The following is a 15,020-nucleotide window of genomic DNA, read 5'->3' on the forward strand; positions in this document are numbered from 1 at the left end:
GTTTATTGAGCCTATGCTTTAATTCCCTTTCGGCTGGCTTACTTTAGTAAAATTATGTGAATTTTGCCTTCCAATTACGATATTTATAAAAATGGATAACGGCTTCTGACCTGTCCCTGGATTTTTCTGCATGCCATTTGTAAAACCTTTTTAAAAAAATAGGATCAGAGATATCAGCACTGCTGGCAGTTTATTAAAAATTGAAAAATATGCTTTACTCGATTTTTTTTCAGGTCTGCATCTTACCTCAAAAGTATTTTTGAGAAAAATTGTCCAGAACATCGCAAAAAAATAGAAAATAAAGTAAAAATCACAACTCTTATCTGTATAAATTATATTTATTTGATAGGTAGTGTTTTGAGGGCATAAGGAGAGGAGTACAAATGTATGGGATGACTTTTCGAATGAGGAAGCTTTTCCGTTGCTATCGTCACCGGTTACCCTGAAAAACCTGTCATCATTTCCTTTCCCTGTGCTGTGACTTTTAGCCGTCTGGCTTATTCTTACTGTTTTACACTGCTATCTTTAACGTAAAAACGGGAATAACAGGTCTTCTTTTAAAAAGAAGTCTAAAACGTACACTTTCTCAGGTCTGTATTTTAGACAAAAATATTACAAAGGTGAGCTCATGAAAATGCGAATAATGTTAATAGCTGCTTTCTTTGTCCTGTTAGCTATTTCTTCTCCGGTTTCAGCCGTTGTTCCTGATTTACGGATGAGCAATATCTTCAATCAGGAATTCGACCAGGAAACTTCCTGTACTTCTTCTCAGTATGAGGTTTTAAAATCAAAGTTACCTCCAGCTGAATGCAGCAGAATAGGGCTTGTTTCCGGAGACGTGGCAGAGTACAGGATCAGAATAAACGTTGGACCCGGTGAATATGACTACATCACCCTTACCAACTATGTGAAGGAGAAAAAACCCTGGAAAATAAATACAGGTAAAAACCTGGTAATTCTTCCGGGACAGGGACTGACTGAAAAGTTCTATTCTGACATGGCAATATATTATGCCCAGCGTAAATACAGCGTATATATCGTGGACAGGAGAGAGACTAATATCCCTTCAAATGAAGAAGATTTCAGTTTCATGGAGTACTGGACTGTTGAAGAACACCTGAATGACACATACAAAGCTATCAATGCTTCAAGAAGCCATACTTCTTTCTTAAGCAAAAAACCTGCAGAGAATATAGAGGTTACAGCTATAGGCCACAGCCATGGAGCATTAATCCTTACAGCTTATGAGGCAAGCCAGTATGATGACATGCCCCTGGGGACTGTTGACAGGATAGTACCTGTGGATATTATCATTAAATACGACCCCCAGTATCCCGAGTTGATATATAATCAGACACAGGAATTTAATATAATATCCAGTGATATCGAAAATGAAGTCTATGAAGGCACTGGTATGGCTTCTATGATTTATGTAGCCAGCATGGCTTACTCAAATCCAGAAGGAAGTTCCCCTTACCCGGGGCTTACAAATATCCAGTTGTTCAGGCTCATGGCCAGTCAGACATATATTCTTTCCTCATACCCCTACACTCCGGACTATCACTACTGGAGCGGGGACCTCAGCGGCCTTTCCTATGTCAATGAAAGCAGGTTACTCTATCTGACTCTGAGCGGAGGAGCTGCACCCTTCACGCCAAAGTATATGGATCAATATATGGCCGGGCTGATGGGCAATGTGGACGGGTATGAAATAAACTCTTCCAGTGTGGATTCTCCAGTACTTTATGTCGGTCTCGGAGGAGGATTTGGCGATTACGGTTCCTGGTGGTATGAGAACGAGGTTGGGAATACGAACAGCAGAGTTACCTCTATGATCTGGAATAACCAGGGGCATGCCAGTCTGCTGATCGATCAAAATTCTCCTGAATTATGGGCGCTTATAGATAACTGGATAAAAAACACAGAAACCTGAAAAAAAGATAAAAATCCGAAAAAAATGAAATCGAGTAAAAAGAACCCGAAAGAGAAAAACATGAATTAAAGAAGAGAAATGTCACTTGAAAGGAGAAAAATTACTCTGAAAAGAGAAAAATTAGAATAAAAAGTTAATTTGTCAGCTTTGTTAACAGCTCCTGGATTTATGTATTTTCAAGGAGATAAGCAATGGAAGGGTAAATGGCTCTGGCTCTTTAGCTGCAAGCTTTTTATTCTTTCAAAATTTTTTGGTTTTAAAAGATTCTTAAAAACACTTTCCCTGCAAAACGGGCAGTTTAAAATGTCCTGAAACTTCATTTGCTGGTTTGAAAATGACTGGTTCAGGATGAGTTTGAAAAATCGCCGAAAACATCCGATCAATATGAATGTAATTAACTTAGGAATGGTTGAAATATGACTTCAAGTTTTCACTTGGTAATGGTTCTATAATTGCACTTCCCAACATCATTAATGGCAATATAGGGCATAAGTGTTTGAAATTAAATTTTCACCATTCCTTAGCAGTTGAATGTAATTAACTTAGCAGTAACTATAATAGGTCTCTGTAACATATCTTTCTTAGTCTGAGGTTCATACAGCATTAGAACCTCGGAATACAGATCATAGGGGGACAGGGTAACGGAGGATATGTTCAGATTTGCAGATGAACTGGGGCCATTTAAGATAATTCACATTTATGAACCGTCTATTGACCTGAAAGCAGTGCTCGTTGTTGATAATATTGCAAGGGGACCAGCCCTTGGAGGGGTAAGAATAGCTCCGGACGTGAGTGCCGAAGAATGCTTCAGGCTGGCGAGGGCCATGACCCTTAAAAATGCGGCTGCAGACCTTCCTTATGGGGGCGGTAAAATTGTCGTTTACGGGGACCCGAAAATGCCTTTCGAAAAGAAAAGCCAGCTACTGAGGGCTCTTGCAGGTGCTCTCCGATATACCGAGGAATATATCTTTGCCCCTGACATGGGGACAGATGAAGTATGCATGGCCTGCATAAAAGATGAAATCGGAAGGGTTGTGGGCCTTCCCTGTGAGATGGGAGGCATCCCTCTTGATGAGGTTGGAGCTACAGGCTGGGGGCTTTTTAATGCAACAGAAGTCGCACTTAAGTATTGCGATTTTGAGCTGAAAGGAGCCAGGGTAGTTATTCAGGGCTTCGGCGCAGTCGGAAAACACGCTGCCCGCTTCCTTGTAAGGAAAGGAGCTGTCCTTGTAGGAGTCGCCGATTCCAGAGGTGCAGTCCATAACCCTGAGGGGCTTGATGTTGATGCTCTGATCGCACTTAAAAATGAAGGGAAAAATGTGTTTGAATATCCCGAAGGCAAAAAGCTAGCAAGTGATGAAATTGTCTCTGTTCCCTGCGACATCTGGATTCCGGCAGCCAGACCTGATGTTATTAACGGGAATAATGTCCATCTTCTGGATACGAAACTGGTAGTTGAGGGAGCAAACATACCACTCACTGAGGAGGCTGAAAAAATTCTCTATGATAAAGGAATTCTTTATGTGCCGGACTTTATTGCAAATGCAGGCGGGGTGATCTGTGCTGCCTCGGAGCACCAGAAGGCTACCAGATCCATAGTTTTCGGTTTAATTGAAGAAAAGGTTAGAAGCAATACGGAACAGGTGCTGGAAGCTTCAAAAACCAGAGGAATACTGCCAAGGGAAGCTGCTGTTGAACTTGCCATAAAAAGAGTTAACAGGGCAATGAAATACAGGCGCTGGTCGATCTTTTCTTCTGCTCCGGGATTTGTATAACTTTAAGCTATTTTCCAGTAGAGCCTTTAATTTTTCAGGCTTCCCGGAATTCTTAGCTCTTTTATCTTTCAAGCTCGATTTCTACTTACATTGATTTCTACTTACATTGATTTCTACTTACATTGATTTCTACTTACATTGATTTCTACTTACATTGATTTCTACTTACATTGATTTCTACTTACATTGATTTCTACTTACATTGATTTCTACTTACATTGATTTCTACTTACATTGATTTCTATTTACATTGATTTCTGCTTATCTTTCATTACAGCTTAACACTTTATTTCTGCCTGCCATTCCCTCCGCACAGCACTGCTGCAGCCCTTACTGCACTTTCAGGAGAGAAAAAGACCGGCATTCCGGTTTTTGTAAATGCCGAAGCCAGTTCCCTGCTGAATTTCCCACCCGGTGAACTGATAATTACAGGTTTTCCACAGCTATCAGCAAAGTTTTTGATTTTTTCAGCAACGCCTTCGGTAAGAAGAGGCGGGCCCCATAGGAGGCTTACAATTGCCAGGTCATATTCCTCGTAAGGGGTTTCCTGAAGGGCAGCAACATAATGTTCATCCCTCACACTGCCTGTCAGGTCAACAGGGTTTCTTACGGAAGCAAAAGCCGGAAGTTTTTCTTTCAGCTTCCTTACTGCGGCTTCTGAAAGTTCAGGGACCCTGAGCCCTGCTTCCTCACATGCATCGGCAATGGAAATGCCTATCCCTCCCCCGTCAGTTATTATGAGGACTCTTTTTCCATTTACAGGGGAATACCTGTTAAGGACTTTGCAGGCGTCTTTCAATTCTTCGTAGCTTGCAACCTCGATTATGCCTGTTTTCCGAAAAGCAGCTTCATACGCTTCATACATCCCGCTGATAGCGCCTGTGTGCGAGCTTGCTGCCCTTGCTCCGGGCTCCCGCTTCCCTACCTTGAGAGCAACTACGGGTTTCTTTTTTACGCAGCCTGAGGCAGCTTTAAGGAACTTTCGGCCGTCTGATACGGATTCTATGTAAAGGGCAACTGCTTTCGTGGCTTCATCTTCTGCAAGGAATTCAAGGCAGTCACTTTCGTCCACGTCCACTTTATTTCCGTAGCTCACAACCCTTGCAACGCCTGCCCCTTCGTTAGCCAGCTCATCCATTATCATGGCTGCAAAAGATCCGCTCTGAGTAAGTACGGAAACCCCATCCCTGACAGGCCTCTCTATCTTTTCCCGCTCGATGAAAAAAGTGTCCACATTTGAAACTGTATCATATATGCCGAGGCAGTTGGGTCCCATAGCCCTGATCCCTTTTTCTTTTAACAGGTCCCTCAGCTCATCTTCCATTTTCATCCCGCCAGGCCCCATTTCCCTAAAACCTGAACTTACAATTACGGCTCCTTTTATATTTCCTGCAGGCTCTTTCAGTGTATCAAGGACTGCTCTGGCCGGGATCGCAAAAATTGCGATGTCAATCCTGTCATTAATCTCCCCCGGTGCTGAATAGCATTTGAGACCCTCAATCTCCTCGTAGCCCGGATTTACAGGATAGATCTTCCCTTTGAAATTCATTTCCCGGAGGCTTTTCAATATAGTGTGGGAAAGTTTTTCAGGGTTCGGGGATGCTCCTATCAGAGCTATGCTTTCAGGCTTGAAGAAAAAATCAAGATTATTTTCAGTGCCAGTTTTTTCTTTATCCGCTTCCTCTATATCCATTCAAAACCTCACCGGGTTTTCCTTCCAGATATGTGATAATTCTTATTTAGAATAATTTATGGACTATTTATATAAAAGAATTCTAATTTCAGGTAATCGGAGTCTGACTCCCCTTTTCGAGATAAAGAAAACCCGAAAAACTTTGCTGACCTCTTCAGTGGGGAGTCATTTATTCCGTCTCGAAGTAGGACTGCGTGTCTTTTACTTTAGAGGTCACAGTATTTACAAACAGACCTGTCACACTCATTATTGCTGAACTTCCACTTTGAACCCCATTTTTTAATTTCCTGAATTACCTTTATGAATTCTTCCCCGCTTTCCGTAAGATAATATCTGGATACGGCAGGGAGTGAAGAATCATCTGTTTGTTTTACAATAAGACCTTCCCTTTCCAGTTCTATCAGCCGGGCAGAGAGGATTCTCGGGGTGACGCCTCCAAGTCTGCGTTTGAGCTCGTTAAAGCCTTTTTCCTTCTTTTCTCCTTTATAAAGCTCCAGCAGGATGTGTATGGTCCAGCGTTTTCCCACAATATTGACTGTTTTGTAAAGAACACAGTTTTTCATAGTATAAACTATGATACTGTCCTTATATAAGCAGCATCTTTTAAATAGTACTGTTAAAAAACGCCTGATTCATAGAAGTATGCATTTACCGAATATCCATCTGGAAAGATAGGATAGGACAGTTGTTCGGTCGAGAGGCGATACCATTGAAAAGCACCATACCTGAAAAAAATGCAATTATTCAGCGCGACGGAGAAACATATGTAATAGCTCCCAGAACCCCTGGAGGAATAGTGGACCCCGCAACCCTCAGAAAGATTGCGGATGTGGCAGAGAAATACGGGGCTGCAACCCTGAAAATGACTTCCGAACAGAAGATGGCAATTGTAGGCTTGAGAGAAGAAGATATTGACGCCGCCTGGGCAGATCTCGGCATGGATGCCGGAATTGTTGCCGGACCTTTTGTAAAAGCTGTTAAGTTCTGTCCGGGCACCACGTTCTGCAGGAAAGGACAGCAGGACGCTGTAAGCCTCGGGACTAAACTGGAGGCCAGATACAGGGGAGTAAAGCTCCCTTACATGATGAAAATGGCTGTATCCGGCTGCCCCAGTTCCTGTTCCGAACCTGTGATTAAGGATGTGGGGGTTATGGGTACGGCAACAGGCTATACCCTTATGGTGGGCGGCTCCGCAGGGCTGAAACCAAGGCTTGCTGACGTTGTTGCAAAAGGTCTCTCTGAAGATGAAGTCCTGGCAGCTGTTGACAGGATAGTTGAGTTCTTTAAAGACTATGGAGAAAACAGGAAAAGACTCGGGACCATTATAGACAAGATCGGTCTTGAAGAATTCAAAAAAGAAGTGGGCCTCTGGGAAAAATAAAAAGCATTCTTTCCTCAGTTTTTTCCCTCATTTTTCTCTTTTTTCATGTTTTTGCTTTTAATGCTCACAGTACTTGCAAACCAATCTCTCGCACTCTTCATTCTGGAATTTCCATTTTAACCCCCAGCGTTTTATTGCCTGTATTATTTTTACAAAATCAGTTCCGCTTTCAGTAAGGTAATATTCTGACTTCGGAGGGTTTGTAGAATCATCAATTTTTTTTGCAATCAGACCTTCATTCTCAAGCTCTGTAAGCCTTTCCGAAAGGATTTTTGGAGTTATGTATCCGAGTTTTCTTTTCAGCTCATTGAAGCGCTTTTCTTTTTTCTCTCCTTTGTGCAGCTCAAGGAGGATATGAATTGTCCACCTTTTCCCGATAATATTCATGGTCTTGTAGACTGTGCAGTCTTTCATGGTATAAAGATAGAAACTGTCTGATATATAAATTAGTATCTCTAATATACTGGTATCAAAAGGATACTATTATAAAACAGTAATTTATAATAAAATCCTTTAAACTGTCATGACCTATTAAGCACACAGTCCGGGCTTGCTCTTATAATAATATCTGGCTGCATTTACGAATTATTGAGCGAAAGCCTGGAGACCTGCCTGATTTATTGTAAGCTGCCTGGCAGGTCAGCACACTGTAAAACTTCATTATACATCCAAGGAGAAAGGATCAACCGTGAAAGACAATTTACCGGAAAAAGGCGCAATCGTTCAGAGAGACCGTGAGACATACACAATAGCTCCCCACCTCCCGGGAGGAATCGTAGACCCCGATACTCTTATCAAAATCGGTGAAGTTGCGAAAAAGTACGGGGCAGCTGCCCTGAAAGCGACCTCTGCACAGAGGATTGCAATAGTGGGCCTGAAAGAAGAGGACCTGGATAATGCCTGGGCTGACCTTGGAATAAAACCCGGTGCAGCCATAGGACTCTGTGTAAGAAGCATTAAATTCTGTCCCGGAACAACTTTCTGCAAGCAGGCTAAACAGGATGCTGTAGGCCTGGGACTCAAACTGGACGAGAAATATCACGGGATGTCCATGCCTTCAAAATTGAAAATAGGCGTTAGCGGTTGTCCGAACTCATGCGCAGAACCTGCTATTAAGGACATAGGGTTGATGGGCACTGCGAAGGGATACAACCTGATGGTGGGCGGCTCTGCTGCTGCAGTCCCCAGGCTTGCCCAGGTCGTAGCAAAAGACCTTTCCGAAGACGATGCCCTTGAAATCGTGGACAGGATCCTTAATTTCTATAAAAATTCCGGCACAAAAAAGAGGCTTGGAAGGTTTATTGAAGATATGGGTCTGGACGAGTTCAAAAAGCAGGTTGGGCTGTAACTTACTGGCAAATCATTTGATTTGAAGTGGAGTGCAGGGCTCTGATATCATTGTTTGGCCGCTGGCAACTGTGTAATTTGTTTCCTCCATAATCTCAAGCCCCTAAAAGAAAACGGGGCTTGAGGTCAAAATCCTCAGGTCTCCTGCCAGAGCTGAATTCCAATGAAAAATCCGGTCTGCAGACCTGTTCAACAAGTTTGTAGTGGTCAGGCATATATGAAACGGATGCCAGTATGTATATACTGGATAAATCGGTGCCCGGCTAAAAAATAAGGGCACTCTGAAAAATACAGCAGAAAAACAAACATAAATGGTCAAGGGGAGAGTCATATGAATGTTATTGAGATGAAATCTTCGCCGGAAAAACCCAATCCTCACAATGTGAGCGTAAGGATGCTCTATGATAGGGAAAATGCCCAGGCAGTACATATCGAACTCAAGCCAGGGGAAGCCTTAAAAAAGCATATCACACCAGTCGATGTTTTCTTCTATATTCTCGAAGGAAAAGGCGTGGTTGAGATAGGGGATGAACAGGAAGAAGTAAGCAGAGACATGCTGATTGAAAGCCCTGCAAAAATTCCCCACCGCCTCCTGAACCCCGGGGACGGAATCTTCAGGGTACTTGTGGTAAAAGCACCGAGGCAAACTGAGTCCACTCGCCTGCTATGAAATTCGAGATTTAAGTTCATCAAAGGGCTGTCAAAAAGTGACTGAGGAGACAAAGCCAATAAAAATCGCAGTCATACGCTGTGATATCGTCTCGGAAGCCTGCCCCGGAGTGGGATGCTTCAAAGCCTTCAATGAGAAAAAGTCATACTTCAAGGAATATGACGAAAAAGCTCAGATGATTGCTTTCTTCACATGTGGAGGCTGCTCTGGCAGGAGGGTTTACCGCCTTCTAAAAGCTCTAAAAAAACATAACCCTGATGTGGTGCACCTGAGTTCCTGCATGTTAATGGAGGATAGCTATCCCAGATGTCCAAATATAGATACCATCAGAAAGACAATTCAGGATGCAGGCATAAAAGTGGTTGAAGGAACTCACCATTAAAAGGAATGCACCATTAAAAGGAATGCACCACTAAAAATGTCATTATCAAAAAACTGCCTGAAAAATCAGTTCTGACCGGCAAAAACCGCTTTCTGATTGAAAAAATAATATTCAAAGTTATTTTTTTCAAAAATAATATTTGGGACAATAAACTGAAAATGCAAGTTTCAGGACAAGAATCCGAGTTAAGTGTATACCGGGTGATAAAATGGACAATAATACATCACAGGATAGGGGCAGCAATTCGGGAGAAGAAGAAATCTATGAAGGCACAGACCCCGAACTCCAGGACCTTCCCCTTCCTAAAACCGACAGCATGCTATATTTGATCCTGAACTCTCTAAATCAGAATATAGCTAACTTTAATGCGTATCTGAAATTTAAGCACTATATTTCAGAAGATATATTAAATACAGAACTCTTAAAAAGGAGCATGGGCATTCACAGGGATTTTTCTGCCCTCTTTTTGCACACTAAAGAAGAACTGGTATTCATTTATCCGGAGCTTCTGGAGAAAGCAGAAAGAATATTGTTCAAAGGAGATGTGGGCGCAGACTTCATAAAATATACCTGTAAAATGAGCAAATTAATAGACGATTACAAAAATGTCCTGTACAGGGAAGGCTATTTGCCGGATTTCAAACGGCAGCTATTCCTAACAGACGCCTGATGACATATACCTGAACTGCTCCATTCTCAAATAATTTTTCCTTAAATGCATAAACACCAAGGGGGTTAATTTTCATGGTAAAACGAATGATTATTAAAATTGATGAGGAAAAATGCACAGGATGCGGAAAATGCGTTGCACCCTGTGCAGAAGGCGCTATCCAGATAATCAACGGAAAAGCAAAAGTCGTATCCGAAGAACTCTGCGATGGTATGGGCTACTGCATCGGCATCTGTCCCGAAGGAGCCCTTTCTATCGAAGAAAGACATACAGTCGAATTTAACAGGGAAAAAGCCGAGTCCCAGCCAAAAAAACAGGACCTCTCAATCCGCTGCTTCCAGTGCGGCGCAGGAGAAGATACCCATTACCTCATGCCCCTCAGACACAATATGGAGAGCATATGGGTTTGTACTCGATGCCTTCCACGTTTGATTCACGGCTGATCGGTTAAGCATCTTTCAAAATTAGTCCTCTTGAGCGAGCAAAGCGAGCGAAAAGGACACCGTACTCCCGAGAAGGAACTCGGGATGGAGAGCATATGGGTTTGTACTCGTTGCCTTCCACGTTTGATTCACGGCTGATTCATAAATATTTCAATTAGTCCTCTTGAGCGAGCAAAGCGAGCGAAAAGGACACCGTACTCCCGAGACGGGAATCGGGCGAGACGAGAATCGGGCGAGACGAGAATCGGGCGAGACGGGAATCGGGCGAGATTTCACGCGGACTTTAAATATATATCTTTGAGCTCGTGCAGGAGCAGGTGGAATTCTTCATGCTTGCCTGCACCTATTTCTTCATCCTCTACACGTTCAAAAGAGTCAAGTAACTCTTTCTGCACTCCCGAATCAAGGTATGCGGCAGCTTTTGGGAAAAGGCCATTATTCTCTTTCTCGATATGCTGCGCCAGAAGTTGAATATATGCCCTTGAGTTCTCAACTATTCCAGAGCCTTTTTTATTCCATTCCTTTCCGGAAACCGCTTTTTCTATCCTGCCGACATATTCCCTTGCCTGGTTATGTTCCTTCAAAAGGGAATCAATTAATTCTCCTGTACCTGGAATTTCTCTCTTTACCATTTCAGGAAAAAGATGAGCCTCTTCCTTTGTGTGATGGCATTTATCAACGAATATTCTCATGAACTCCACGAGTTTCTCAAGATGCTCCTGTTCAACACTTTTTCCTGACTTTATATTCGTGCATACGCTGTCAAGTATTTCCAGCATCAGTTCGACAGCCCTGTGTTCTTCTCTCAGATCGTCTGTTGGCCTCATATTTTCCCCACCATTTTCCAGTAATTTGAAACCCGGCTTCTTTCGGATATCCGGTTATGTTTATTCTCCTGCTGCCTGCTTTTTTGTAAGTTCTAATTTCAGAGCTTCAGGAATAGATAAATAATAAGCATATAGATTTTAATGTAACATCAAACTGGGGGTTAACAAATATGGAAGAGCACAGAGACCTTGAACATGAAGAATTACTGGAAAGTATGAGTGAGAAACTGGGTTTTACTCCGCACATTCTTGAGATACTTGGATGCCTTGACAGCGATTCCCTGAAAAAATATAACAGATGCAACAAAAAACTGCTGTCAGATGGCGCCCTGCCCGCAAAAGTCAAGATTCTAATAGCGCTTGCAGTAGTTGCATCCAAGCAGTGTGAAAGATGTACCGTTGTACAGATGCAGAGCGCCCTCAAGAACGGTGCTACCAAAGAGGAAATAATGGAAGTTATGGATGTTATATTCATAACCTCGGGAGCCCCTGCCGTAGCTGCCTGCAGAGACGCATTGAAATTACTCAAATAAAATAGGAATAAAACTAAAAGCATAAACTAAAGCCGCTTCAGACCTGAACATTTTTCCGGAAATTTCCGACCGAAAAAACGTTTTTTGCATAAGAATCAGCATTTCTGCATCTTATGCGTATCTTTTTTCGAAACTGTTTTAAGATATTAAATCCCAGATTCCAATATGCAGAATGAACAGCTCCTGCAGGAAGTTGGTCTTAATGCTTATGAAGCGGCTGCCTACCTTTCTCTGTTGAAGCTAGGTGTTTCCGAAGCAAGTGACATCTACAGGGATTCTGAGGTGCCCTACGGAAAAATCTACTCTGTGCTTGAGTCCCTGGTCGGCAAAGGCTTTGTGGAAGTTCAGGCTTCAAGGCCCAAAAAGTTCAGGGCTGTAGACCCTGAACTTGCTCTTGATACTTTTTTTGAGAGGAAAAAAGCCGAAGTCGAAAGAGAAATGGCATTATTAAAAAACTCTGTAGAAGAGGCAAAAGAAGCTCTGAAAGCTGTCCCCACTCAAAAAAGAAAAGATGAATTCTTCTGGACAACAGCTATCACCGAGTCCGAAATTAAAAAATTTGCCGTTTCTATTTACAGTGAAGTAAAAAAATCGGTCTGTGTCCTCCCTCCCGTTTTCGGAATTTCCATCGTCTTCTACCTGCTTCCGGAAATCACAAAGGCTATTGACAGGGGAGTCCAGATCAAATTGATGATTTCCCCGCGTTTTATGGCCCTTGCCTCCATGCTTTCCCATCAGGAGGGAGAGATTCTCGAAAAATTGAAAAAAGGCCTTGATATCAGGCTGGTCCAGAACTCCAATTCCTGCTTCGGAATCGTTGACGATAGCATAGTTGTTCTTTTCCAGCCCCATCCCACAGACCGTGACAGGGTACTTTCAGTCGTAAAAGTCCGGGACAGCGGTCTTGCAAAAAACCTGAAAGAAGAGTTCGAACTTCTCTGGAACGCCGGCAAGAAACTTGACCTTCAGGAAGAACTGGAAGATAAACAGAATCCGGGGAAAAATTAACTTTAATTACTCACAAATTCGTCCTTTTGAGCTAAGCTCACTTTCATAACCCATCAATTAGTCTGCTTGAGCGAGCGAAGCGAGTGAAACGGACCGCATACTCCCGAGGCGCAATTCGGGTGCTATCAAAAATTATTATTACCATCCCCCCAATTAACCTTCGGATGAATATAGGCGTCATGGGGCCGGAAGGCTCTTATTCGGAAAGGGCTGCAAAATTATGGGCTCGGAAAAATGGGCTGAGGGGCTCAGAGTTTCACTACTTCGCAGATATAGAAGATGCTTTTCTGGCTGCAGTGGGAGGGAAAACAGATGTCTCAGTAGTCCCTGTAGAAAACTCCATCGAAGGTTCCGTAGGAGTCACTCTTGACCTCCTTCTTGAAAGCGAGGCTGTCATTATTGGAGAAATAGTCGTCAAAATCGAACACTGCCTCCTTTCTAAAGGCGAGCCTGAGAAGATCAGGGTTATTCTTTCCCACCCCCAGGGGCTTGCCCAGTGCAGGCATTTCCTGAAGAAACATTTTCCTGAAGCTGAACTCAGGAGTACGGGCAGCACTTCCCACGCAGCCCGGCTGGCAGGAGAGTTTGAGGAAATGGCAGCAATTGCCTCTCCTGAAGCTGCGGAACGTTACGGGCTCAAAATCCTGCTCTCAAATGTTCAGGACAGGAAAGAAAACCATACACGTTTTATTGTAGTCAGGGGCGGAGAAAAAGTTTTATCCGGGAAAATTAAGGGAAAAGCAGATTCCGGTGAAAAATTGAACACAGTTCTCGGCAGGAATGCAGAGCATAAGTTAGGTTCTGAAACGGAAAGCGGAACAGAAAATTCCAGTTCTTCTGCATTCAAAACATCTCTTATAGTATATCTGGAAAAAGACAGGCCAGGTGCTTTATACGAGCTTCTGGGATTTTTTGCAAAAAGAGGGATCAACCTTACAAAAATAGAATCAAGACCTTCGAAAAAAGAGCTGGGGGATTATTATTTTTACATAGATTTTGAAGGTAATACGGGCGATGCAATTATAAAAGATGCCCTGGAAGATATAAAATCAAAAGCCGGCACAAAATCCAGTACGTTAAAAGTGCTCGGATCCTATCCGGCTTTCAGGAATTCTGAATAATCAAAATCCCTCGACATTATAAAAGAGCAGTCGGTTGCGCAAAGGTTTCATATCCGAAAAGAAATCTAATATTGATACAGTACGGAAGACAATCACGGAAGGGATCTGCGTCTGAAAAGCGTACCTTATCTTTATATAGTACCTTTATATAGTATCTTTCCTTAATATCTTTCAATAGTATCTTTGTATGTCTCTATCTAATTATAGATAACACTTTTAAGTGTAATAATACCGGAATATCCGGTTGCAGAAGGGAGCAAAATGGCTCTGGAGATTGAAAAAATTGTAAACAAACATGAATCGGCTCTGAAAAAATATAGAGGACTCTATGTTTTCGCAGACCTTCTTGCAACGTTTCTGGTTCTCTACGCCCTTTTTGTGCTCCTTAACATGAGGGATATTTTCTTAATGTTCCCCACCTTCGAACCCTATACAGGTGCAAAATACAGCATCCTTGGTTCCGAAATTGTCTTTGAGACTCTGGGGCTGATTATTACCGGCTTTATCCTTTCCCTCATACTGACAGCAATCAGGCATCTCAGGGCTGAAAAGAAAGACGCGATTTCCTTTATCGAAGAAAAATATCCTGTACTTAAAGAGAGAATGAGGACAGCCTATGATAACCGGAATACAGATAACATCATTGTCCGTGACCTTATAGGCGGCGTCATAATTGATTCCAGGCCTGTGAACTCCTCTGTCTTCCTCAACAGAAAAAAACTTGCAAAGGATGTTCTGGTAACCGTATTTGCTGTTGTGGTTCTGGCATATGTTGCCCAGACAGGATACCAGACAACTTTCAGCCCTACCGACTTCAGTGAAGTGATTGAAAATCTTCCTTTCTCGGGATCGAATTCGGATCTGGTTTCTGTGGAGGAAAACGGCGGGACCTCCTCGGACCCGCAGGACAACAGTGAACTTTTTGGAGAGCCGGCTGTTATCGTGGTCGAGGGCAAGGATGTAGACCTGAAGATCCCTCCTGGTGCAGGTCAGGGCTTCACTAGCCAGGAGGAAGGAGAACAGAATAACGAATCATTCATCCAGTCGGATATCTATAACCCTGAAGCCATCGCTTCTCAGTCTTATTATGAGAACCTTCCCGAAGGGTACAGAAGTGTTATCCAGAGTTATTTTGAACAACTAGCAGAAGAATGATATAAAAATCGTCCCAAGCTGGTTATAATTGAATCCGGACTTGGTTGAAGTTGAACTTAACTGAAGACAGACTTACCCCTCA

Annotated in this window: 16 protein-coding genes; 12 read left to right on the plus strand and 4 right to left on the minus strand. The window is 42.8% G+C overall.

The genetic code is table 11. The features are described from left to right. Positions 1-628 precede the first annotated feature (628 nt). Both M886_RS16485 and M886_RS16490 read left to right on the plus strand, forming a co-directional pair. Positions 629-1,933 (plus strand): hypothetical protein, encoded by a 1,305-nt coding sequence (locus tag M886_RS16485; protein ID WP_235203997.1) that lies wholly within the window; start codon positions 629-631, stop codon positions 1,931-1,933. Positions 1,934-2,583: 650 nt separating this feature from the next. After that, a complete protein-coding gene (locus tag M886_RS16490; RefSeq protein ID WP_048051528.1) occupies positions 2,584-3,708 on the plus strand; it encodes a Glu/Leu/Phe/Val family dehydrogenase in 1,125 nt (374 codons plus the stop codon). A 286-nt stretch (positions 3,709-3,994) separates the two neighbouring features. On the opposite strand, the gene M886_RS16495 is transcribed toward M886_RS16490, so the two are convergent. Continuing rightward, positions 3,995-5,401, minus strand: coding sequence for an acetate--CoA ligase family protein (locus tag M886_RS16495; RefSeq protein ID WP_048051529.1), 1,407 nt, complete (start codon positions 5,399-5,401; stop codon positions 3,995-3,997). Between the two features lie 206 nt (positions 5,402-5,607). Further along, on the minus strand, positions 5,608-5,964 hold the full coding sequence (locus tag M886_RS16500; RefSeq protein ID WP_011032313.1) for a winged helix-turn-helix transcriptional regulator: 357 nt from the start codon (positions 5,962-5,964) through the stop codon (positions 5,608-5,610). 146 nt (positions 5,965-6,110) lie between these two features. Between M886_RS16500 and M886_RS16505 the strand changes: the two genes are divergently transcribed. After that, positions 6,111-6,782: an NAD(P)/FAD-dependent oxidoreductase gene (locus M886_RS16505; RefSeq protein ID WP_015411042.1), complete on the plus strand. Its 672-nt coding sequence runs from the start codon at positions 6,111-6,113 to the stop codon at positions 6,780-6,782. A gap of 57 nt (positions 6,783-6,839) precedes the next feature. Here the strand turns inward: M886_RS16505 and M886_RS16510 are convergent, their stop codons facing one another. Further along, entirely contained in the window at positions 6,840-7,196 is a 357-nt protein-coding gene (locus M886_RS16510; protein ID WP_015411043.1) for a winged helix-turn-helix transcriptional regulator, read from the minus strand. A gap of 274 nt (positions 7,197-7,470) precedes the next feature. Here M886_RS16510 and M886_RS16515 point away from each other — a divergent pair, with 274 nt between their 5' ends. The 5 genes from M886_RS16515 to M886_RS16535 all read left to right on the plus strand — a co-directional run bounded on the left by M886_RS16515 (position 7,471) and on the right by M886_RS16535 (position 10,294). Continuing rightward, complete coding sequence (locus tag M886_RS16515) at positions 7,471-8,130, plus strand: NAD(P)/FAD-dependent oxidoreductase (RefSeq protein WP_011032316.1); 660 nt, start codon at positions 7,471-7,473, stop codon at positions 8,128-8,130. A gap of 330 nt (positions 8,131-8,460) precedes the next feature. Beyond that, complete coding sequence (locus M886_RS16520; protein WP_011032317.1) at positions 8,461-8,799, plus strand: cupin domain-containing protein; 339 nt, start codon at positions 8,461-8,463, stop codon at positions 8,797-8,799. A gap of 37 nt (positions 8,800-8,836) precedes the next feature. Beyond that, on the plus strand, positions 8,837-9,181 hold the full coding sequence (locus tag M886_RS16525) for a CGGC domain-containing protein (RefSeq protein WP_015411045.1): 345 nt from the start codon (positions 8,837-8,839) through the stop codon (positions 9,179-9,181). Between the two features lie 208 nt (positions 9,182-9,389). Continuing rightward, complete coding sequence (locus tag M886_RS16530) at positions 9,390-9,851, plus strand: hypothetical protein (RefSeq protein ID WP_048051530.1); 462 nt, start codon at positions 9,390-9,392, stop codon at positions 9,849-9,851. A gap of 74 nt (positions 9,852-9,925) precedes the next feature. Further along, the gene (locus tag M886_RS16535) at positions 9,926-10,294 is read left to right on the plus strand and encodes an ATP-binding protein (protein WP_048051531.1); all 369 of its coding nucleotides are present in this window, start codon (positions 9,926-9,928) and stop codon (positions 10,292-10,294) included. Between the two features lie 272 nt (positions 10,295-10,566). Here the strand turns inward: M886_RS16535 and M886_RS16540 are convergent, their stop codons facing one another. Beyond that, positions 10,567-11,121, minus strand: coding sequence for a hemerythrin domain-containing protein (locus M886_RS16540; protein WP_048051532.1), 555 nt, complete (start codon positions 11,119-11,121; stop codon positions 10,567-10,569). A gap of 170 nt (positions 11,122-11,291) precedes the next feature. Here M886_RS16540 and M886_RS16545 point away from each other — a divergent pair, with 170 nt between their 5' ends. From M886_RS16545 to M886_RS16560, 4 genes are all read left to right on the plus strand, one after another. Beyond that, a complete protein-coding gene (locus M886_RS16545) occupies positions 11,292-11,654 on the plus strand; it encodes a carboxymuconolactone decarboxylase family protein (protein ID WP_048036903.1) in 363 nt (120 codons plus the stop codon). Positions 11,655-11,819: 165 nt separating this feature from the next. Beyond that, positions 11,820-12,662 carry a TrmB family transcriptional regulator gene (locus M886_RS16550; protein ID WP_048051533.1) on the plus strand — a complete coding sequence of 281 codons (843 nt, stop codon included), beginning with the start codon at positions 11,820-11,822 and terminating at the stop codon, positions 12,660-12,662. Positions 12,663-12,826: 164 nt separating this feature from the next. Continuing rightward, a complete protein-coding gene (gene pheA / locus M886_RS16555) occupies positions 12,827-13,783 on the plus strand; it encodes a prephenate dehydratase (RefSeq protein ID WP_048039062.1) in 957 nt (318 codons plus the stop codon). Positions 13,784-14,044: 261 nt separating this feature from the next. Beyond that, positions 14,045-14,938 carry a DUF7502 family protein gene (locus M886_RS16560; RefSeq protein WP_048051534.1) on the plus strand — a complete coding sequence of 298 codons (894 nt, stop codon included), beginning with the start codon at positions 14,045-14,047 and terminating at the stop codon, positions 14,936-14,938. Positions 14,939-15,020: the final 82 nt, after the last annotated feature.

Origin of the sequence: Methanosarcina soligelidi, assembly GCF_000744315.1 — an archaeon.
GTDB lineage: Archaea > Halobacteriota > Methanosarcinia > Methanosarcinales > Methanosarcinaceae > Methanosarcina > Methanosarcina mazei.